Origin of the sequence: Thalassospira sp. MCCC 1A01148, from assembly GCF_001613795.1 — a bacterium.
GTDB lineage: Bacteria > Pseudomonadota > Alphaproteobacteria > Rhodospirillales > Thalassospiraceae > Thalassospira.
This window is the reverse complement of sequence record NZ_LPVZ01000012.1, coordinates 420181-440153: the sequence shown is the minus strand read 5'-3', so window position 1 is coordinate 440153 and position 19973 is coordinate 420181. Positions and strand designations below refer to the sequence as shown.

At 53.0% G+C, this 19973-nt stretch carries 19 protein-coding genes and 1 riboswitch; of the genes, 14 read left to right on the top strand and 5 right to left on the bottom strand.

Annotation, left to right across the window (positions count from 1 at the left end; genetic code table 11):
• Positions 1–62: 62 nt before the first annotated feature.
• Positions 63–2000 (bottom strand): threonine--tRNA ligase, encoded by a 1938-nt coding sequence (gene thrS / locus AUQ43_RS04950; protein ID WP_062954999.1) that lies wholly within the window; start codon positions 1998–2000, stop codon positions 63–65.
• A gap of 353 nt (positions 2001–2353) precedes the next feature.
• Here thrS and AUQ43_RS04945 point away from each other — a divergent pair, with 353 nt between their 5' ends.
• Positions 2354–3541: an MFS transporter gene (locus tag AUQ43_RS04945; protein ID WP_062954998.1), complete on the top strand. Its 1188-nt coding sequence runs from the start codon at positions 2354–2356 to the stop codon at positions 3539–3541.
• A gap of 64 nt (positions 3542–3605) precedes the next feature.
• On the opposite strand, the gene AUQ43_RS04940 is transcribed toward AUQ43_RS04945, so the two are convergent.
• The gene (locus tag AUQ43_RS04940; RefSeq protein WP_062954997.1) at positions 3606–4283 is read right to left on the bottom strand and encodes a DUF599 domain-containing protein; all 678 of its coding nucleotides are present in this window, start codon (positions 4281–4283) and stop codon (positions 3606–3608) included.
• A gap of 209 nt (positions 4284–4492) precedes the next feature.
• Here AUQ43_RS04940 and AUQ43_RS04935 point away from each other — a divergent pair, with 209 nt between their 5' ends.
• The 3 genes from AUQ43_RS04935 (at position 4493) to AUQ43_RS04925 (ending at position 6207) form a co-directional block, all read left to right on the top strand.
• On the top strand, positions 4493–4978 hold the full coding sequence (locus AUQ43_RS04935) for a hypothetical protein (protein WP_062954996.1): 486 nt from the start codon (positions 4493–4495) through the stop codon (positions 4976–4978).
• Positions 4979–5071: 93 nt separating this feature from the next.
• Entirely contained in the window at positions 5072–5857 is a 786-nt protein-coding gene (locus AUQ43_RS04930; protein WP_181838545.1) for a peptidoglycan DD-metalloendopeptidase family protein, read from the top strand.
• On the top strand, positions 5857–6207 hold the full coding sequence (locus tag AUQ43_RS04925) for a DUF1491 family protein (RefSeq protein ID WP_062954993.1): 351 nt from the start codon (positions 5857–5859) through the stop codon (positions 6205–6207). Before AUQ43_RS04930 ends, AUQ43_RS04925 begins: the two co-directional genes overlap by 1 nt.
• Positions 6208–6283: 76 nt before the next feature.
• Here the strand turns inward: AUQ43_RS04925 and AUQ43_RS04920 are convergent, their stop codons facing one another.
• On the bottom strand, positions 6284–6604 hold the full coding sequence (locus AUQ43_RS04920) for a peptidylprolyl isomerase (RefSeq protein ID WP_062954988.1): 321 nt from the start codon (positions 6602–6604) through the stop codon (positions 6284–6286).
• Positions 6605–6798: 194 nt separating this feature from the next.
• On the opposite strand from AUQ43_RS04920, the gene yaaA reads away from it, so the two are divergent.
• Together yaaA and AUQ43_RS04910 are read left to right on the top strand one after the other, a co-directional pair.
• Positions 6799–7575, top strand: coding sequence for a peroxide stress protein YaaA (gene yaaA, locus AUQ43_RS04915; RefSeq protein ID WP_062954986.1), 777 nt, complete (start codon positions 6799–6801; stop codon positions 7573–7575).
• A 23-nt stretch (positions 7576–7598) separates the two neighbouring features.
• Positions 7599–8663: a glycosyl transferase family protein gene (locus AUQ43_RS04910; protein WP_062954985.1), complete on the top strand. Its 1065-nt coding sequence runs from the start codon at positions 7599–7601 to the stop codon at positions 8661–8663.
• A gap of 58 nt (positions 8664–8721) precedes the next feature.
• Here the strand turns inward: AUQ43_RS04910 and AUQ43_RS04905 are convergent, their stop codons facing one another.
• On the bottom strand, positions 8722–9264 hold the full coding sequence (locus AUQ43_RS04905; RefSeq protein WP_062955267.1) for a DUF924 family protein: 543 nt from the start codon (positions 9262–9264) through the stop codon (positions 8722–8724).
• A 152-nt stretch (positions 9265–9416) separates the two neighbouring features.
• A riboswitch (cobalamin riboswitch) is annotated at positions 9417–9614 on the top strand.
• A 169-nt stretch (positions 9615–9783) separates the two neighbouring features.
• On the opposite strand from AUQ43_RS04905, the gene AUQ43_RS04900 reads away from it, so the two are divergent.
• The 8 genes from AUQ43_RS04900 to AUQ43_RS04865 all read left to right on the top strand — a co-directional run bounded on the left by AUQ43_RS04900 (position 9784) and on the right by AUQ43_RS04865 (position 17069).
• Entirely contained in the window at positions 9784–10581 is a 798-nt protein-coding gene (locus tag AUQ43_RS04900; protein ID WP_062954984.1) for a DUF4198 domain-containing protein, read from the top strand.
• Positions 10582–10597: 16 nt separating this feature from the next.
• Positions 10598–11272: a cobalt transporter CbiM gene (gene cbiM / locus AUQ43_RS04895; RefSeq protein WP_062954983.1), complete on the top strand. Its 675-nt coding sequence runs from the start codon at positions 10598–10600 to the stop codon at positions 11270–11272.
• Entirely contained in the window at positions 11265–11864 is a 600-nt protein-coding gene (locus AUQ43_RS04890) for a hypothetical protein (protein WP_062954982.1), read from the top strand. Before cbiM ends, AUQ43_RS04890 begins: the two co-directional genes overlap by 8 nt.
• A complete protein-coding gene (cbiQ, locus tag AUQ43_RS04885) occupies positions 11861–12658 on the top strand; it encodes a cobalt ECF transporter T component CbiQ (protein WP_062954973.1) in 798 nt (265 codons plus the stop codon). Before AUQ43_RS04890 ends, cbiQ begins: the two co-directional genes overlap by 4 nt.
• Entirely contained in the window at positions 12642–13349 is a 708-nt protein-coding gene (locus AUQ43_RS04880) for an energy-coupling factor ABC transporter ATP-binding protein (protein ID WP_062954971.1), read from the top strand. The genes cbiQ and AUQ43_RS04880 overlap by 17 nt, the downstream gene beginning before the upstream one ends.
• A gap of 36 nt (positions 13350–13385) precedes the next feature.
• Positions 13386–14801: an MFS transporter gene (locus AUQ43_RS04875; protein ID WP_062954954.1), complete on the top strand. Its 1416-nt coding sequence runs from the start codon at positions 13386–13388 to the stop codon at positions 14799–14801.
• A gap of 222 nt (positions 14802–15023) precedes the next feature.
• Positions 15024–16517 carry a hypothetical protein gene (locus tag AUQ43_RS04870; protein WP_062954948.1) on the top strand — a complete coding sequence of 498 codons (1494 nt, stop codon included), beginning with the start codon at positions 15024–15026 and terminating at the stop codon, positions 16515–16517.
• A 120-nt stretch (positions 16518–16637) separates the two neighbouring features.
• Positions 16638–17069, top strand: a complete 432-nt coding sequence (locus AUQ43_RS04865) for a MerR family DNA-binding transcriptional regulator (RefSeq protein WP_062955266.1) — start codon at positions 16638–16640, stop codon at positions 17067–17069.
• Positions 17070–17119: 50 nt separating this feature from the next.
• Here AUQ43_RS04865 and AUQ43_RS04860 read toward each other — a convergent pair whose 3' ends face one another.
• Positions 17120–19810 carry a bifunctional acetate--CoA ligase family protein/GNAT family N-acetyltransferase gene (locus AUQ43_RS04860; RefSeq protein ID WP_062954947.1) on the bottom strand — a complete coding sequence of 897 codons (2691 nt, stop codon included), beginning with the start codon at positions 19808–19810 and terminating at the stop codon, positions 17120–17122.
• Between the last annotated feature and the right edge of the window lie 163 nt (positions 19811–19973).

Sequence of the window (19973 nt, the reverse complement as noted above, 5' to 3'; positions counted from 1 at the left end):
GATAAAACAAAAGCCCGCAAGCATCTGACCTGCGGGCTTTTTATTTGTCGGTATGACCTTAATCAGAATTCGGCTTCGATCACGCGATCCCGGATTTCTGCGGCCATTGCATCACCCAGTTCATCGATGCCATAGGTCTTCTGGTGCTTGAAGCCAATGCGGCGAACCGAAGCGGTTTTTTCTTCTGCTTCGCGTTTGCCCAGCGCAAGGATCATCGGTACCTTGGCATGGCTGTGTTCGCGGACCTTGTAGTTGATTTTCTCGTTACGAATATCGAGCTCAACATTCAGGCCCTTGGCTTCGAGAGCAGCTTTAACCTCGTGCGCATAGTCATCCGCGTCATTGGTAATGGTGCAGACAACTGCGTGAACCGGTGACAGCCAAAGCGGCAGACGACCAGCGTAGTTCTCGATCAGAATACCGATGAAACGTTCGAGCGAGCCCAGAATCGCACGGTGCAACATGACCGGGCGGTGCTTTTCGCCGTCTTCGCCCATATAGGATGCATCAAGACGTTCCGGCAGAACGAAGTCGGCCTGAAGCGTGCCGCACTGCCAGTCACGGCCAATCGCATCACGCAGAACGAATTCAAGCTTCGGTCCATAGAACGCGCCTTCACCCGGATTGACTTCGAGCGCCAGGCCAGCTTCCAGTGCCGCTTCACGAAGGGCTGCTTCAGCCTTGTCCCAGATTTCATCAGAACCGGCACGAACTTCCGGACGGTCCGAAAACTTCACAAGAATGTCGGTGAAGCCAAAATCCTTGTAGACCGACTTCAGAAGGTCACAGAAAATCTTGGTTTCCGAGACAATCTGGTCTTCGGTACAGAAAATATGGGCATCATCCTGGATGAACTGGCGCACACGCATGATGCCATGCAGACCGCCAGACGGTTCATTTCGATGGCAGCAGCCAAATTCCGCCATACGCAGCGGCAAGTCGCGATAGGATTTGCTACCAAGGCGGAAAATTTGCACGTGGCACGGGCAGTTCATCGGCTTGAGTGCCAGAACGCGTTCTGGATCATCTTCATCCGGGGTGGTGGTGAACATGTTCTCGCGGAACTTTTCCCAGTGACCGGATTTTTCCCAGAGCACACGGTCGACAAGCTGCGGCGTACGGACTTCCTGATAACCGGCATCATCGAGACGATCACGGATATAGGTTTCGACCTTGCGATACAGCTTCAGCCCCTTGTCGTGCCAGAAAACAGAACCCTGCGCTTCTTCCTGCATGTGAAACAGGTCCATCTCGCGGCCAAGGCGGCGATGATCGCGCTTTTCTGCTTCTTCCAGCATGTGCAGATACGCATCCAGGTCTTCCTTGCTTTCCCAGCAAGTGCCATAGATACGCTGCAGCATTTCATTATCGGAATTGCCACGCCAATATGCGCCGGCGACCTTCATCAGTTTGAAGGCCTTGCCAATCTTGCCGGTCGAGGGCGCATGCGGGCCGCGGCACAGGTCGATGAAATCACCCTGACGATAGCAGGTGATGGTCTCATCTTCCGGCAGGTCTTCGATGATTTCGGCTTTGTACTTTTCGCCTTTCTCAAGGAAGAACTTGATGGCTTCGTTGCGATCCCAGACTTCACGCACAATCGGCTCATTCCGCTCGATGATCTTGTGCATCTGCTTTTCGATCTTGACCAGATCGTCGGGCGTAAATGGCGTTTCGCGGGCAAAGTCGTAATAGAAACCATTTTCGATGGACGGGCCAATTGTGACCTGCGTATCGGGATAGAGTTCCTGAACGGCTTCGGCCATCACGTGTGCGCAATCGTGACGGATCAGCGGCAGAACCTCTTCATGGCCCTTGGTCACGATTTCGATAGTCGCGTCAGTGTCAATCTCGCGCGCGAGGTCGCGCACTTCGCCGTTGACGATGATGGCAAAGGACTTCTTTGCCAGCGAAGAACTGATGCTTTTGGCGACATCGAACCCCGATACCGGGCCGTCAAATTCGCGTACGGCACCATCGGGAAGGGTCAGGGCAATCATGGTTGGCTCAACTCTGCTTTATCTGCGGGCATAATTCAGTAATGCACATATAAGACCCGCATGTTTACGCGGGGTAAATGCACAAGAAAAGGAATTTCAGGATGAGGTCAAGTTCGCTCTTTGAAAAAAGCGACTTTCGGGACAGCACGAACCGCGCTGCAGCCATTTCGGCATGCAGTTAGTCTGGCGGTATTCAACTTTTTGTCGGCAAAGCCGTGCATTGATACTATCCCGTAAGGTGAAGAGCCAATATAACAGGACAAACATGTAGAGCAAGATAGAAGCCTTTGCCTTTGGCCTGTTTTGCAAAAACATCATAACGGCGCCACCAACGCCACCGAAGGGAGCCCCAAATGTCGAGCCCGGAAGTTCGCCGGAACATCATGATATTGAGTCTGTGTGTCGCGCTGTCTGCCAGTGCGATGTCATTGATTTTTACCGTCGCCGCAGTCATTGGTTTTTCACTTGCCAGTGACAAATCCCTTTCAACCCTTCCTGTTGCGTTCATGATGATCGCCATGATGGCGATGACAGCCCCGTCAGCCGTGATCATGGCCAAGATGGGACGCAAATTCGGATTCTGGATGGGGGCTACGGTCGCGATGCTGGGGGCGGTATCGGGGATGGGGGCCGTCTATTATTCGAATTTCTGGCTGCTGTGTATTGCCTGTGCGTGCATCGGGGCCGGAAACGCAGTGGCGATGCAGTATCGGTTTGCGGCAGCCGAAGCAGCGCCGGCAGAATTCCGGGCGCGTGCGATTTCCTACACGATGCTCGGTGGGTTGGCCTCTGCCTTTATCGGCCCCAACTTGGCAAGTTTTGCCCGCGACTGGTTTGGTACGGTGCCGTTTCTTGGCACCTTCGTCGCCTTGATCGGATTGCAGTTCCTGTTGGTGATCGCGATTGGGCAATTGCGGTTGCACGATATGCGCGGGCACAAGCACCCTGAACCAGCACGTCCGCTTAAAACCGTCATGGGCCAACCGGCTGTCATTGTTGCGATCATTGCCGGGGCATTGGGCTATGCGGTCATGAGCTTTGTGATGACGGCGACACCGCTTGCGATTCTTGATTGTGATTACGCGTTTGGCGATGCGGCATTTATCATTCAATGGCATGTCGTCGGTATGTATGCGCCCGGGTTCTTTACCGGCAACCTGATCAAACGATTTGGCGCCCTTAAAGTCATTCAGGCTGGTGCGATCCTGAACTTTGTGTGCCTGGCTGTCGGTCTTGCCGGTCAGGATTTAATCGGCAATTTCTGGGTGTCTCTGGTGTTGCTCGGAATTGGCTGGAACTTCATGTTTGTTGGCGCAACCACGTTCCTGACGGAAAACTACCGTCCATCCGAACAGGCCCGCGTGCAGGCGATCAATGAATTTTGTGTATTCGGGACGGTTGCAATCGCATCTTTGTCAGCCGGTACAATCTATGCCGGATCGGGTTGGGTGACGCTGCTTTACAGTGCAGCCCTGCCGGTTGGTCTGGTGTTGTTCGTTGTTGCAACCTTTGCAATTCGGCGACGCGCGCAGACCGCCTGAAAGCGCGCGATACGACGATACGAGAAGGGCCGCAATCGCGGCCCTTTTTTGATTTTTGAAGAATTCAGTGATGACCACTGAGGATATCGAGCGCGTGCGACCGGAACTCCCGATTATAGAGAACCAGCGTTACCCATGTTGCACAGATAACAAATGCGACCGGGTGGTAGAACCATGCCAGTGCTGACAGGGCAAAGAAATAGGCCCGAATGCCACGATTAAAGTTATGTGCCGACATCATGCTCATCCTTGAAGCGCGGGCCGCAGCGCGCGGGGCATCGGGTTCATCTGCATCAGGGGCAGCACCAATCAGGATCGAGCAATAGTTGGATAAGCGAAACGCCCAGGTGAATTTGAAAAAGGCGTAGATAAAGATCACAATCAGCAACACCACCTTGCATTCCCAAACACCGGGCGTTGTGACAGCCGCAAAGGGCAGGGCGGACACTGTTTCAATTGCCTTGTCGGTATAGCCCAACAACGCCACAAGACCGATCAGAACAAGAATGGTGGTCGATGAAAAGAAACTGATGCCCGTAATCAGGTTGCTGGCAATGGATGTGTCGACCATCCTGATATCGCGTTTAAGCATTTGTTCCATCCAGCGATGGCGATTTCTTGCCATATGGGCCGAAATGGAGTTTCGCCGCCTTGAACTGGCATCTGCAAACAGCGTGTAACCCACCCACCAGGCAAAAGCCCAGAAGAATGCGACAATATCGAGAAGCGTGAAGGCGGGCATGACACTATCCGTTAAAAGCTGACCGTGCAGAACTATTATAATCTGAGGTGTTGATCCTAGTGATATTGCGATAATGTTCGCAATCTTCTTTGCTAGGATTTATTGCAGGCAATGTGATGGCTGCATAGCAGATGACCATATCACCAGTCCGGGTTGAGTTTTCCCGCAATCCAGAGTATCAGCAGCGCAAATTCAGATTGGAGAGCGACATGAGCGATCTTGAAAACGATCTTGGCGAAGATATCGACTTCGATGAATTCGAAGCGCATACCGAAAAGCTGCTGGCAGATGGCCGGACCAAAGACGATCTGTTCGAGTTCGTCGGTTTCATGAATATCAACGAAGTTGGTACGCATATGATTGCGGCCGAGATGGTTCTTGATGAAGACGCCATCGACCAGATGAGCAAGAACCTGCGCAAACTCGAAATTGATCTTGGACCGCTCGGCGAACTGACGGGCGGCCTTAAGGGCGGTGAAGATGTCAAACGCGCGCTTGGTGCGCTGTTCCTTGAGCTGGTTGAGCTGTGCGAACTTGATGAAGACGACGAGGACGCGGGCGAGCTTTCCGAAGAATCGCTTCTGCTGCTGAACTTTATCAAACGCTTTAACCCGCAGATGCGCCGCCTGACGGTTGCGCTGACCGACACCGATGATGATGACGTGTCCTGCGAATACGAAGTGACCAACTGGTAAGCCAGGGCTTGCCGATCAGGCAGATATTAATGTAGCTAAAGGCAGGGCATCGTCCCTGCCTTTTTCTGTTTCGGAGCCACCACAGTGACCGTCATGCGATCTACCGCTGCTGCCAACCGTCTTCAAACCTATCAGGAACGCCTCATACAAGGGCAGGAACCGATGCCAGAGGCCGCAGAGCTGCGTGCGTGGATCGAAGAGAATCGCGATAGTTTCCGGTCGGTGATGGAATGTGACCTCAAGACCTGTACAAAGATCGTTTACGACTTCTCATCGAACGGCGACGTCGTCATTGGCGGGGAAAGCGATCCGGCGCGCCAAACCGAAATCATGTGGCAGCAACTTGCAGATGCCAAGGCGCCTGTCGGCGTTGGCCGCTATCGCGAAGACCGGATTTGCTATCAATCCGAACAGTTTAAAAATGATGGCGAGGCACGAAGCCAGCATCTGGGCATCGATTTGTTCGCGCCAGCATACACACCTGTGTTCGCGCCACTTGACGGGGTTGTACACAGCTTTGCGGATAACAACCTGCACCTTGATTACGGACCGACGATCATCTTGCAGCATGAACCGGCTGCCGGGGTTAAATTCTATACGCTTTACGGGCACTTAAGTCGTGATTCTCTTGAAGGGCTGTACAAGGGCATGGAAATAACTGCGGGCGATCAACTATGCCGTTTTGGGGATTTCCCGATCAACGGAGACTGGATTCCGCATCTGCATTTCCAGATCATTTTTGACATGCTGGGTCGGGAAGGGGACTTCTTTGGCGCGGCCAAGCCTTCCGAGTGGGATATGTGGGAAAACATCTGCCCCAATGCGAACCTGATATTGCAAATGCCGGAAAACGTAACCGCTTCGCGGGATGGGGTGTGATGCAGCCGCGTCTTAAGGCAGGTTTATGGGTGCGGGGGCAGATCGCGATTTGCCAGTCAAAGCTGATCACGGCCATGGTCGCTCATAAGGGCAACGAAGACGCAGGTGCTGTGCTTTTGAAGCTTAACCGGTTTGACGCGGGGTGTTTTGTCTACTCACGCGTGACCACGCTCGATGGTGACCTTGGTTGGATGTTGGTTGCCGGTGGGCCGGATGGGGGCCGGGAAACGGAATTTGCCTGCGACGAATACTGTCGCAAGCAAGTCGGATTTGATCGCGATGTCTGGGTGCTGGAGGTCGAGGATCACAAGTCGGAATATGAGCTTGATGCCCCGATTGTTGATTTCTGAGATGCAGGACTGAAAAAGAAAAAGGCTGGCAATCATATGCCAGCCTTTACCATTTGCATGACGCGTAAGCGGTTGCTTAGGCGGTACGCTGCAACAGGTGGTAACCGAAGTCGGTTTCAACCACGTCAGAGGTCGCGCCAACATCCATGCTGAAGGCGGCGGCATCAAATTCCGGAACCATCATGCCACGACCAAAGAAACCAAGGTCACCACCCTGCTGGCCGGACGGGCAGTCAGAGTTTGATTTGGCGAGTTCTGCGAAATCAGCACCTGATGCGATCTGATCTTTAAGTGCATTGATTTCGGTCAGGGCTTCGTCCTTGGTCCGGGTAGCGGTCGAACGGGCCGAACCCGCATACATCAGAAGAATGTGGGATGCGCGAACTTGTTCACTCATAATGGTTCCTTTCTTCCGTCAGAGCTTGCGCAAGACGGTTTTTCTGCAAAGTTAGAAGTTTATGGTTAACGCCAAGGGTCCAAACCGATGCACAGCCGTATACTCCTGTACATGGGGTTGGGCCCTAGACATTGCCCATGCCTTGTGGCTTGTTACGACAAATCGAACCGAGATGAAAGAGAAGAGGCAGATTGATGCTTGCTGTTGTGTCCCCGGCCAAGAAGCTGGATTTTGAAACAGATGTCCCGGAAATGTCTGTTTCCCAACCTGCATTTCTCGATGACACAGAAGAACTCGTTGATGTCGCGCGCAAAAAAAGTCGCAGCGACTTGATGAAACTTATGGGCATCAGTGAAAATCTGGCTGATCTGAACTATCAAAGATTCCAGCATTTTTCGCGCCCATTTGATCGGACCAACGCAAAACCGGCGATTTTTGCATTTCGTGGTGACACCTATGTCGGGCTTGATGCCGATACGATGAAGGCTGCGGATATTGACTGGGCCGAAGATCATTTTCGTATGCTTTCCGGGCTTTATGGTCTGCTTAAACCGCGTGATTTGATGCAGCCATATCGCCTTGAAATGGGAACACGTCTTGCCAATCCGCGTGGCAAGGACCTCTATGCATTCTGGGACGACAAGCTTTCCAAGCAGATCAATGAAATCACCAAGGGTCATAAGGATCGGAGCCTGATCAATCTGGCCTCGAACGAGTATTTCAAATCGATCAAGACCAAGGCGCTTGATGGCCCGGTCATTACCCCTGTCTTCAAAGAGGTAAAGGGGGGCACGGCCAAGGTTGTCGGGTTCTCAGCCAAGCGTGCACGTGGCATGATGGCGCGCTATATGATTGACAATCGGCTCGAAGACCCGCAAGACCTCAAGAAATTTGATGTCGACGGCTATCGCTATCAGGATGACCTCTCCACTGAGACAGAGTGGGTCTTTACGCGTATCCACGACAAGTAACGACAACTATCCGGTGAAGTCTTATGACCGACGAGCATCTTGAACAGCTCGAGGAAGAAAACGTTTTACCCGAAGCGCATCCTTTTTCGGGCTATTTACGCACGTTTTTCCGTGGACCGGGGCGCTCGCGCAGCCTGACCCGCGAAGAAGCGTTTGAAGCGTTTTCCATGATCCTGCGTGACGAGGTTGAACCGATCCAGCTTGGCGCGTTTTTGTTGATGCTGCGCTATCGGGCCGAAACGCCCGAAGAACTTGCTGGCATGATTGAGGCTGTGCGCAAGGCGGCCCGTTTGGAGCCGGATGAAGACGGCGAGGATGATGCGCTTGAACGCCCTGCGCTCGATTGGCCATCTTATGCTGCCGGTCGAACCCGTGGTTTGCCATGGTTTGTTCTTTCAGCCCTGTTGCTGTCACAAAACGGCGTGCCGATCCTGATGCATGGCTACAATTCGCACCTTGTAAATGGCGTCGGCACAGAAGCCGCCATCAAGGCTCTGAAATTGCCAATTGCCATGTCTGCAGAGGAAGCACGGTCGGATATCGCATCCAAGGGCTTTGCATATTTGCCGTTACGCCATATGCATCCGAAACTGCAGGAGCTGATTGGTTTGCGCCCATTGCTTGGTCTGCGCAGCCCGGTTAATACCCTTCTTCGGTTGTTAAACCCGCTGCAAGCACGTTCTGCGTTTCTTGGCGTGTTTCACCCGGCGTTTCTCGATGTTCATCGCGAAACCGGTAGGCTGCTTGAATTGCCGCGCATTGGCGTGATCAAGGGTGGCGGCGGCGAGGCGGAAAGAACGCCTTACAAGCATGTCGATTTGCGCATGCTTGATAATGGCGAACTCAATGATGTTCGCTGGCCTGCATTGTTGTCTAAACCCGCAAAAGATGATGAAGACCAAAGCCCGGTCTCTCTTAAACACTTCCTTGGTGTTTGGCGTGGCGATGTCGAAGACATCCCTGCAGAGGCCAAAATCAAAGGCAGCGCAGCTATGGCAGCCTTCCTTGCCGGCAAGGCTGATTACATGGATGAGGCAGAAAGCCTTGTTCAAGACTGGTGGGATAATCGCGACCGGGATGTCGGGTGATGTTCTGCGCTTAGCTGAGAGCAGATGAAAGGGACGGGAAACCGTCCCTTTTTTATGCTTAGAAGGATGATCCGGGCTCTTTCAGAAACGCCAGTTCCTCTGGCGTCGATTGGCGGTCCAATATCTCATTACGATGCGGATAGCGGCTAAATCGGTCGATGATCTTTTTGTGTTTCAGCTCGAACTCATAATTGGTTTCAAGCCCCGGCTGCGAAAACAGATCAACCGCCACTTCGTGGATGATCTCGGATTCTGAATGCATATAGGGCATATACAGGAATGCTTGTTCCTGCGGTGTCACGAGTTTGCGATCCAGTCCCAGTGAAACGGCTTCTTGTGCCAGAACCAGTGCCATTGGATCGGTGGCAAAGGATTGCGGTTGATCGCGGTACATATTGCGCGAAAACTGATCAAGAACGATGATCTCGGCCAAACGGCCATGCGGCGTTTTTCGCCAGGTAAAAAGCTCGCCGGTGCACGCTGCTGCGTGAAAATCGGAAAAGCGCTCGGTGATATGGCGATCAAGGGAAGTATCCTTGATAAACCACTGTTTTTCTTCAAGTTCCTTGAACCAGAAAACAAGAACTGTTTCAGGTGTCATAATGTTTTCGCCCGTCGTGTTTGAGGCATTCTTTGCCTGCTGGTAAAGGTGCGAACGATCTTTGCGTAGCCCCCAGATAACGTCAAGCCATTGGCCCAAAAGTTTGTTGTTCAGCAACGGGGCAAATAGTTGACAGCAATCCGTCGCGCGTGGATTATGAAACGGTCTTTGGTGTTGATCAGAATGGATCAACTTAAAAGGGAACGTGGTGCGTCACGCATGACAAAGCCACGGCTGCCCCCGCAACTGTAAGCGGTCAGAGCACTGCATATGCCACTGGTACAAGCCGGGAAGGCGCAGTGTTTTTAAAGCCGCGAGCCAGGAGACCTGCCTTTGACTGCCGGGTGTTTATGGCCCGGTATAAAACTGTTGGACGCCGGGGTGAGCGTCAGGTTGCAGGGGTACACACGGTCTTAACAAGATCCGCAATCTTGCTTCCAGCCATCCTATCGTTCTTTGTCCTGACCCTGCGCGTTGGGCCGTTGGCTTGCGTGCATCGTTTGAGAAAGAGACGATTACATGTTGAAAACCCTTGGCAGGCTTGTCATTGCAAGCACCTGCGTGATGGCGGCCACATTGCCGGCGCATGCTCATTTTCAATTGGCCTATACGCCGGAAGTGAATGTTAGCAAGGCGGGCGATCAGCCCGTTAAACTGATTTTCTGGCATCCGTTTGAAAATGGTCATGTCATGGATATGGCAAAGCCGTTGGATTTTTATGCGGTTAATCGCGGCAAGAAAATTGATTTAAAATCAACGCTTTCGCCGATCACCTTTACCGGAAGCGCGAATTCGGCAGCCGCCTTTGACGGAGTGCTGACGCTTCGGCGCAGCGGTGACTATGTGATGGTCGTCGTTCCAGCACCGTATTATGAAGAAAGCGAAGATATCTTCATCCAGCAAATCACAAAATCCTATGTCAGCCGCAACGAGATCCCGACAGACTGGATGGAACCGCAAGGGCTGAAAACCGAGATTCTGCCGCTTAATCGGCCAACCAATATCATTGCCGGTTCAACCTTCACCGGTCGCGTTCTCAGCAACGGGAAACCGTTGGCGGGTGTAGAGGTTGAAGTCGAATACATGGCGGCTGAACCCGACATGGCCAGCAATACGCCCCAGGAACCAACCGCATCGCCAATGCCTGGTGGTGCCGTGGTCGCACTTTCCGATGAAAACGGGTATTTCACATTCGGCGTGCCAAAAGCGGGCTTTTGGGGTTTTGCAGCACTTGGCAGCGGCCCTGACAAAGAATTTCAGGGTAAAGAGCTTTCACAGGATGCAGTCCTGTGGGTTCGCGCCTATGATGTGAAATAGGCGAGGGACAGAACAGATGCATATTGTGGATGGTGCGCTGGCACCGGAAGTTTTGATTGGTGGGGGGGGTCTTGCAGTGGCTGGGCTTGGCTTGGGACTGCGGAAACTTCCAATTGATAAAATCCCGGCAACCGGGGTTTTGTCGGCAACATTCTTTGTTGCGTCGCTTATTCATGTGCCAGTTGGGCCCTCCAGTGTGCACCTCATTATGAGTGGTCTCGCCGGGCTGGTGCTTGGCTGGACCGCGTTTCCAGCACTTTTCGTTGGTCTGCTGCTACAAGCGATATTCTTTGGCTTTGGCGGTTTGACGGTACTTGGCGTCAATACGGTGAATATCGCATTTCCCGCTGTGTTGGCAGGGCTCCTGTTCCGGGGGATGGTTGCGCGTGTTCCGCCGGTCCCAGCGGCTGTGTTGGGTGGGGTGGCTGGTGCGTTCTCAATTGCACTCACGACCCTTTTTGTCGCAATTGCCCTGGGGCTTAGCGGGGATGCATTTATTCCGGCGGCTAAACTGGTATTCTTTGCCCATATCCCGATCATGATCGTTGAAGGCCTTGTCTCTGCGGCTTCTGTCTATCTTATTGCCAAGGTCAAACCGGCCCTGTTGCAACCTGCAGATCCCGTTGAAGACTTTCAAATGCAGGCAGCCGTCTTGCGCGCAAATCAGGCGGAGCAGACACCAAATGGTTAGGCTGTTTGCTTTGCTTTTGACCATGGTTGCGCTTCTCCAGGGGACTGGTAGCGCAGAGGCGCACAAGGTGATTGCGTCTGTGTTCCCAAGTGGACCCAGCATCGAAGGGGAAGTCGGCTTCTCAAATGGTGTCATGGCCGGCAACACTTTGGTCGAAGTGCTGGCCCCCGATGGCACGAAGATTGACGAAATCACCACTGATGAAGATGGCTTTTTCGTATACACGCCATCAGGTGATGTGGATTTACGTTTTCGTGCGGACCTTGGTGCAGGTCACGTGGCAGAAGCTGCATTTGCCATAAACGACTTATCAAATGTCGCGCAGGCAAATGCAACAAGTGCTTCATCTGCGAAGGTGGCAGTGGTTGCAACAACCGAAAACGCGGTTCCGGCCATTACCCGTGCCCAGGAAGAAATCATTGCATCTATCGTGCGCGATGAATTGCGCCCGCTTCGCCGCGAAATCACGGCATACAAGGAAAAGAACGATCTTCAATCGATTCTGGGCGGTATTGGTTATATATTCGGGGCATTCGGGATTGTTTATTACCTTGCCGCGCGACGCCTAAGAGCAAAAGCACCTGAAGCATGAGCCATCTTTTCGGACATGATCACCCCTTGAATGTCAAGGCAGGTGTCGGGAACCCCATCGCATTTGTCGAAAGGTTCGATCCACGAGCGCGTGTCCTTGCTGCTTGTGTTTTTGCGATTGTCGTTGTTGCCCTGCAACAGATTGAATTCGCGCTCTGTGCCCTGGCGCTTGCCGCTATGACAATGAGCCTGACCGATCCGCCCTGGCGCGTGACATTAAAACGCATGGCGGCCATGGATGGGTTCATCATCGTCATGCTGATCATGTTGCCCTTCACGACACCGGGAACACCGATGTTTACCGTTTTCGGGGCAGAGGCCAGCAAAGAGGGCCTGATGCATGCCATTCTTGTCGGTATCCGCGCGAATGCGGTTGTTTTGATGATGCTAAGCCTGCTTGCAGGCATGACGCCGGTGACCCTTGGCCATGCGCTATACCGCTTGAAATGTCCGGCAGCACTTGTGCATCTGATGATGTTTACCGTGCGCTATATCTCTGTGCTGCATGACGAATATCACCGTCTTCGCATGGCCATGAAACTGCGCGGCTTCAAGGCACGCAATAATGCCCACACATACCGATCATTCGGGTATTTGTTTGGTATGCTGGTGGTGCGTTCGCTTGAACGTGCGGAACGAGTGCTTGAAGCCATGAAGTGTCGTGGGTTCAGCGGTCATTTCCCGTTGATTGATGATATGGCCTTCCGCCGTCGAGATGGTTTGTTCGCCGTAATTTTCCTGGCGCTGATTACCGCGCTAGTCCTGTTGGATCGAATTTATGTCTTCGCTTATTGAACTGAATAATATTTCCTATGGCTATCGGGCGGGCCAAAACGTTCTGGATCGTGTCAGTCTGACGCTTGACCCCGGCGAACGGCTGTTTATTGCCGGGCCAAACGGGGCGGGCAAGAGTACTCTATTGCGGATCATCGTGGGGCTCATTAAACCGCACGCGGGCGAAATCCGGGCCTTTGGCTCGCCACGTGTTACCGAGGCGGAATTTCATGACTTGCGCTGCCGTGTGGGTTTCATCGTGCAGGACCCGGATGATCAGTTATTCTGTCCGACAGTTATCGAAGACATTGCCTTCGGCCCGCTAAACCTTGGTGCCAGCCGCGAAGAGGCGCTTGCAATTGTTGATGATGTCCTTGATCAACTGCATCTCAAGCATCTGCGCGAACGGATCACGCACGAACTTTCGGGGGGCGAAAAGCGGCTGGTATCGGTCGCAGCGGTGCTTGCAATGAAGCCAGATGTCTTGTTGCTCGATGAGCCGACCAACGCGCTTGATGAAGAAAATATGCGCCGGCTTGAGGAAATCCTGCTTGGTCTGCCTCAGGCCATGATCCTTGTATCGCATGATCCGCATTTTCGCCGCAAACTGGCAACACGCATCATTGAACTGCGCACGGGAAAAATGCTTCAATTACCGGAAAAGAAATGTACGGCCAGTGCGCGGGCCAAAGAGGCCGAGGACGCATCCTGAGGACGCGAACGGCCGGATGAAAGTGAAAGGGCGGAGATGACATCAAGCATATCCCCATTTACCAAACCGGCCTTTCGTCATTTGTTCGCAGCCCAGATCACGTCACTGGTTGGCACGGGGTTGACCACGGTGGCTCTATCGCTGCTGGCTTATGACCTTGCCGGGGATGATGCCGGGCGGGTGCTAGGTTCCATCCTTGTTCTGAAGATGGTGACTTATCTTCTGATCGCGCCGGTTGCGGGCGGCATGGCACATTTGCTGCCACGGCGGATCTGGCTCGTCGGCCTTGATGTGCTGCGTGCGCTGATCGTTCTATGTCTGCCATTCGTTGATCAAGTCTGGCAGATTTTCGTTCTGGTGTTTCTGGTCAATGCGGCGTCTGCTGCCTTTACCCCGGTCTTTCAGGCGATAATTCCCGAAATTCTTCCGAACGAAAAGGCCTATACCAAGGGGCTTTCATACGCCCGCCTGGCCTATGATCTTGAAAACCTCGTCAGTCCGGCGGTGGCGGCGGCACTGCTTGCCATCTGGTCCTTTGACAGTCTGTTCATGGCAAACAGTCTCACATTTGCACTTTCAGCCTTGTTGATCATGACCACCGTTGTGCCGCAAGCGGCAGCAACAGATCGGCTTGGCGGTATCTATGATAATACGATCTTCGGGATCGTAGCCTATTTGAAAACGCCACGCTTGCGCGGGCTTTTGGTGGTTTACTTTGCCGTGTCATCGGTCGGTGCGATGATTATCGTCAATACGGTTGTTTTAACCCGTGGTGTTCTTTGCGGGAGCGAGTTCCTTACCACCAGTTTCCTCGCCTGTGCGGGCGGCGGATCCATGATTGCCGCTTTTTTGATCCCGCGCTTCATCGAACGCACAGGTGAACGCCGATTGATGCTTTCGGGCATCGTCGGGGCAGCGGCGGCGATGTTACTCGGTGGTGCTTTGTTGGTCGCTGGTGAACGGGGTGTGATGGCGTTTGCAACCCTGTGGGTTATTGCAGGCGCAGGTACGACATTTGCCCAAACGCCGGGTGGTCGGTTGGTTCAACGATCGGCGGGTGACGGTGATCGGTCGGCTTTCTTTGCGGCCAATTTTGCACTGTCACATGGTGGCTGGCTGTTTGCCTATGGTATTGTTGGCTGGCTTGGCAGTTTGGCTGACCTGTCTGTTGCGTTTCTGGCCTCAGGTGGTCTTGCGTTCATGGCAATCATTGCTGCAATCTTGCTGTGGCCCAAGGAAGACAAGCTTGCAATACGCCATAGCCATCCCGGGTTTTGGCATGAACATCCGCATGACCATAATGATCCTCATCACGTGCATGTTCATGAAGACGCACAGGACAGGGAAAAACACCGACATCGCCACTATCACCCGCCTGTTACCCATAAACATCACTTTGTCATCGACAGCCATCATACAAAATGGCCGATGGAAAGCGGGGATCGTGTCTAGCGGATATGTTTTGTTAATAGAATATGAGAAAAACTCACTTTTTTGATTTGCGGCCCACCATACCAAGTTTTGATCGAATATCACTATGTCTAAACCCTGATGGACCGGGACTGCGTCCGGATTTCTGTTAAACCAAGATTTGCAAAATGTGCTGCAAACAACTGATTTTGTAATCGGTTGTTACGCGATATAGTTTTGCAATCATTGGCAGGAGGGTTTGGTATGGAAATTGTCTATGTCTCAAGTGATGGTCGGCAACACTGGATCGACGCAAAATTGCGTCCGACATTAACCCTTGAACAGGCGATTAGCCAAAGCCAGCCAGGACAAATGATCCGGATGATTGCCGGTGACTATTGCATTGATAAACCTTTGCGGTTTCCGTGCAGCGGGACTTCTGAACAACCAATCATCGTCCGGGGTGAACCCGATGCGATCATCAATGCGAACAAGCAACCCGATCCATCTGTATCGGCAAGTAATCCCGGGCGGGACGGCTTTGCTGTATTCCAGTTAATTGATGTCGCCCATATTCGGATCGAGCTATTTACCATCAAACGCGCCTGGCCGAGTGCCGTCTATATCGAGAACAGTCAGGATCTGGCTTTTCGTGATCTTGATATCGCCGACGGGACCTATGCCTTTTATGCAAATGGTGAACAAACCCGTGGCATTTCGATATCGGACTGTCGATGGGTTCAGAACCCAAATATCTGGCGCAGCATCCGCTGGGACGAAATCCATGATGGCAAGGACGAAAACGGCAATGTCATCAAGGTTGAGTACCGCTATCTGAATGGTGCCTTCTTTGGCGCTGATGACATTATCGGCGATGTAGAGATCATCCGAAACGATATCTGTGATTGCTATAATGGCGTCCGGATGGATGTTTCGCCCCATAATCTTAATGCTCCGGTTGGCAGTTTTAACCGCGACGTCCGGATATTAGACAACCGCTTTCGATATATTCGCGATAATCCGATCGAACCCGAAGCCACGGCGGTCGGTTGGTGGATTGGGCGCAACCGGTTTTATAACTGCCACAAGCTGTTCTCGCAGGACGGTGTCCGTGGCGGGTTCTGGTACTATTATGGAAATATCTGCTGGTTTGACAGCCGACCGGGCCCGGAGGGTGATGAGTATAATGGCGGCGCTGTTTTCAAGCTGGGCAAAGGCGGGGCCGTGGCACAGCCCGATTATGTATCGGTTTGCCTGCACAACAGCTTTTTCTTGCGCCAGAAATACATCAAAAAGGGAACAACACGCGGTTTGATCAATGCGCGCAACGCCATTGAACATGCGGATCCAAACAAACTGCCTGAAGACTTAATGCCATTGGATCAGTCCTTCTTTGGTCCATTCGATAAGCTTGATCTGTCAGCGGACGGACCATTACCGGTTCAGTTTACCGGTGATCTTGCCAATCACGTGACGTATCCCGACGTATTTGCCCCTTATGATGGTGTTCTGAGCGCGCCACGCGCCTCAGATACCCCATTGTTCGAGGATGGATTGGCTGCACGCTTCGAGCTTCGCGCGCAGCATCAGGAAGGTTATTGCGATGCATTGGATGTGCCGATGCCAGATGGCAGTACGTGGTCTAGTGAAAGCGGGTATTGGCCAGGGGCACGCACGCGTGGTTCAGTTTTCGAAGGTCCGAACTACATTCCTGTCGATCTTGAATATGTCCGTTCCCTACCAGTCTACAATGATTGACACGACGTCATCGTAAGACACCACACCAGGTGTTTTCGCCTTACGTATGCGTAAATCAGTTGACTGGGCTGTCGGAATGTTGCGATGGTGGCGCACCGCATTCAACAAACAAGAAAAATCATGAACGACAAGCTTTATAGCATCACCGAGTTGGCCGAAGAGTTCGACATTACCCCGCGCGCAATCCGGTTTTATGAAACCAAAAACCTGCTTTCGCCTCAGCGGGCAGGGGCGACGCGTGTTTACAACTATCGTGACCGTGCGCGGCTAATGCTTGTTCTGCGTGGAAAGCGTCTTGGTTTCTCGCTCGAAGACATCAAGGAATATATTGACCTTTACGATGCTGACCGCTCCCGCACCGAGCAGCTTGCACACTTGATGCTGGTTGGAAGACGGCGGATCGAAGAGCTCGAACAGCAATTGGAAGATGTTCAGACGACCTTGCATGAACTGCGCGTGATTGAGAACGAAGCCAGAGACTCACTGCTTGAAAAGGGTATCGACCCTGAAAAGGCCGTGGCCGATATCAAGGCAAAACTCGTCATCTTATGAAAAAGCCCGGCATTAGGCCGGGCTTTTTGCATGTTTTGATCATCGTTTGGTCATTCTGTGTCGCGCTGCAATGGCAACGTCACCTCAAACACATCTTCATCAGGAATGAATTTTCGGGTGAAGCCCAGGCTTTCACACAAGGTCAGCATGCGGCGGTTGTTTGGCAGAACCTGACCAATAAAGGTTTCTGTGCCTTTGCGACGGCAGAACTCGATCATTTTTTCCATTAGTATACGGCCAAGCCCGCGCCCCTTGATGTCGGAACGAACCATGATGGCGTATTCGGCTGTTTCGTTGTTCGGGTCAATAACAACCTGAACAATGCCGTGGAATTCAACTTCTTCGTCGCCATCGACCAGAATCGCAAGGAAGGCCATGTCACGGTCGTAATCAAGCTGCGTCTGACGCGCCATTTCCGAATGCGGCAGTTCACGAACCGATCCGAAGAAGCGGAAATGAATGTCTTCGGGGGTCAGGCGCGACATGAACTCATAGTGAGCAGGTTCATCTTCGGGCTTGATTGGCCGTAGCAAATAAGTCGTGCCATCATCCATCACCACGTTCTCTTTGAGGTGACGCGGGTAGGGGTGAATAGCCAGACGGTTTTCGTCGCTCAGCACTTTTGGCGTGACCTTGATGCGGGCATCAAGCGCGATGACACCTTCGCGGTCAGCCAAGAGCGGGTTCATATCAAGTTCGACAACTTCACCCAACTGCACCACCAGCTGCGACAGGCGCACCAGTGTCATGTATAGCTCTTCAAGGTTCACTGCGGGCACATCGCGATAGCCCTGAAGCAGTTTGTGAATACGTGTGCCTTCCACAAGCTCGCGGGCAAGCTTCATGTTAAGTGGCGGCAATGCCATGGCACGGTCACGAACAACTTCGACCTCAACACCGCCATGACCAAACAGAATGACCGGCCCGAATATCGGGTCGGTGGTCATGCCAACGATCAGTTCACGTGCACCAGACCGTTTGACCATTTCCTGAACGGTAAAGCCACGCAGACGTGCTTCCGGGAACTTTTCGCGAATGACGCGTTCCATTTTTTCCGCAGCAGCCCGAACTTCCTCCCCGTTTTCAAGGTTCAGGATAACGCCACCAACATCGGATTTGTGGCTGATGTCGTCAGACAGGATTTTCAGTGCGACCGGACGACCAATCTCTTCAGCCTTGCTAACAGCGTCCTGCACATCACGTGCTGCATAGGTTTTGACGGTGTTAATGCCAAAGCATTCCAGAACCGACTTCGCTTCGGGTTCCGTCAGCATGTTACGTCCCGCATGGATTGCCGCATGAATGATGCTGCGCGCCTTGTCTATATCGGGCGTAAAATCATGTGGCACGGATGGCGGGGTTTCCATCAGAAGGTCTTGCAGCTTGCGGAAGTTCACCATGTGCTGGAAGGCGGCAACCGCATTTTCGGGTGTGCGATAGGTCGGAATTCCGGCCGCGTAGAACATGTTGCGCGCCTCGGCCACGGTGGCCTCGCCAACCCAGTTGGTCAGTATGTTCTTCTTGCTGCCCTTGATTGTGTCGATCACACCTTGTGCGACCTCCACCGGGTCGGTAATTGCTGTCGGCGCATGCATCACAAGCAAGCTGTCGATATTCTTGTCCTTGAGGACCGCATCAATGGTCTTTGCATAACGCTCACCGGGCGCATCACCGATGATATCAACCGGGTTGGCATGCGACCAGGTCGGCGGCAGAATTTCGTCGAGTGCAGAAATGGTTTCGTCTTCAAGATGTGCCAGTTGGCCATGACGTTCGATCAGGGCATCAACCGCTAAAACACCAATCCCGCCACCATTGGTGACGATGCCAAGTTTGTCGCCACGGAAAGGGCGCATGCGTGAAAGGGTCTCAGCTGCAGAAAACATCTCGCTGACCGTATACACACGCAATACACCGGCCCGTTTGATGGCCGCATCAAAGACATCATCAGCGCCAGCAAGAGCGCCGGTGTGGGAGGCTGCCGCAGCCGCACCTTCGGCAAAGCGGCCAGATTTGATGCACAAGATCGGCTTGTTGCGTGATGCCGCACGGGCCGCAGAGATAAAGCTTCGGCGTTCATGGATGGACTCGATATAAAGCATGATCGCGCGGGTGTCAGGATCAGACCCCAGATAGTCGATCACATCGCCGAAATCGACGTCATCGCATTCGCCCAAAGAGATAAAGTGGGAAAACCCGATTCCGCGAGCCGCAGCCCAATCCAGAACAGCTGTGCACAGGGCCCCGGATTGAGAGACAAAGGCGATCTTGCCGCTGCCAATACTTTGATGGCTGAAGCTGGCATTAAGGCCAATGCCCGGCACCATCAGGCCAAGGCAATTTGGACCAAGAAGACGCATCTTCCTGGAGGCCGCGATATCAAGCATCGCCTGTTTGACTGTGCGGTTATCATCATATTGCTCCGCAGTCAGGCCCGCAGTCAGCACTATCGCGGCGAGACAGCCCTTTTCCGCAAGGCATTCCATGACCGGCACAACACCCTTTGGCGGGACGCATATCACCGCAAGTTCCGGAACCACTGGAAGACTGTCGACGTCCGGATAGGCCAGCACACCGCCAATCGACTGGCTGCGCGGGTTAACTGGCATGATTGGCCCGTCAAAGCCACCGGCCAGCAGGTTTTTCATCAGAACACTGCCAACAGAGTGCGGGCGGTTTGACGCGCCGATCACGGCGACCGATTTGGGTTTGAACAGATGATCGAGGTTAATTGTACTCATCGCCAAATTGCGCCTTGTCCTGTGGGGCAGGCCGGGTTTTGGCCTGTTTGCCCTTTATGGTGATGCGCATGCCAGTTTGTCAGCACGCGATCCATGATGCGGTGCGGTATTTTAGAGGCGTAACAATTATATTGATTTGCTGTGTATCAATAAAGCACTGCCG

Bases quoted from the DNA above. Each gene is read 5' to 3' on its own strand.
- thrS (WP_062954999.1), bottom strand. From the start codon at position 2,000: ATGATTGCCCTGACCCTTCCCGATGGTGCCGTACGCGAATTTGACGGC.
- AUQ43_RS04945 (WP_062954998.1), top strand. From the start codon at position 2,354: ATGTCGAGCCCGGAAGTTCGCCGGAACATCATGATATTGAGTCTGTGT.
- AUQ43_RS04940 (WP_062954997.1), bottom strand. From the start codon at position 4,283: ATGCCCGCCTTCACGCTTCTCGATATTGTCGCATTCTTCTGGGCTTTT.
- AUQ43_RS04935 (WP_062954996.1), top strand. From the start codon at position 4,493: ATGAGCGATCTTGAAAACGATCTTGGCGAAGATATCGACTTCGATGAA.
- AUQ43_RS04930 (WP_181838545.1), top strand. From the start codon at position 5,072: ATGCGATCTACCGCTGCTGCCAACCGTCTTCAAACCTATCAGGAACGC.
- AUQ43_RS04925 (WP_062954993.1), top strand. From the start codon at position 5,857: ATGCAGCCGCGTCTTAAGGCAGGTTTATGGGTGCGGGGGCAGATCGCG.
- AUQ43_RS04920 (WP_062954988.1), bottom strand. From the start codon at position 6,604: ATGAGTGAACAAGTTCGCGCATCCCACATTCTTCTGATGTATGCGGGT.
- yaaA (WP_062954986.1), top strand. From the start codon at position 6,799: ATGCTTGCTGTTGTGTCCCCGGCCAAGAAGCTGGATTTTGAAACAGAT.
- AUQ43_RS04910 (WP_062954985.1), top strand. From the start codon at position 7,599: ATGACCGACGAGCATCTTGAACAGCTCGAGGAAGAAAACGTTTTACCC.
- AUQ43_RS04905 (WP_062955267.1), bottom strand. From the start codon at position 9,264: ATGACACCTGAAACAGTTCTTGTTTTCTGGTTCAAGGAACTTGAAGAA.
- AUQ43_RS04900 (WP_062954984.1), top strand. From the start codon at position 9,784: ATGTTGAAAACCCTTGGCAGGCTTGTCATTGCAAGCACCTGCGTGATG.
- cbiM (WP_062954983.1), top strand. From the start codon at position 10,598: ATGCATATTGTGGATGGTGCGCTGGCACCGGAAGTTTTGATTGGTGGG.
- AUQ43_RS04890 (WP_062954982.1), top strand. From the start codon at position 11,265: ATGGTTAGGCTGTTTGCTTTGCTTTTGACCATGGTTGCGCTTCTCCAG.
- cbiQ (WP_062954973.1), top strand. From the start codon at position 11,861: ATGAGCCATCTTTTCGGACATGATCACCCCTTGAATGTCAAGGCAGGT.
- AUQ43_RS04880 (WP_062954971.1), top strand. From the start codon at position 12,642: ATGTCTTCGCTTATTGAACTGAATAATATTTCCTATGGCTATCGGGCG.
- AUQ43_RS04875 (WP_062954954.1), top strand. From the start codon at position 13,386: ATGACATCAAGCATATCCCCATTTACCAAACCGGCCTTTCGTCATTTG.
- AUQ43_RS04870 (WP_062954948.1), top strand. From the start codon at position 15,024: ATGGAAATTGTCTATGTCTCAAGTGATGGTCGGCAACACTGGATCGAC.
- AUQ43_RS04865 (WP_062955266.1), top strand. From the start codon at position 16,638: ATGAACGACAAGCTTTATAGCATCACCGAGTTGGCCGAAGAGTTCGAC.
- AUQ43_RS04860 (WP_062954947.1), bottom strand. From the start codon at position 19,810: ATGAGTACAATTAACCTCGATCATCTGTTCAAACCCAAATCGGTCGCC.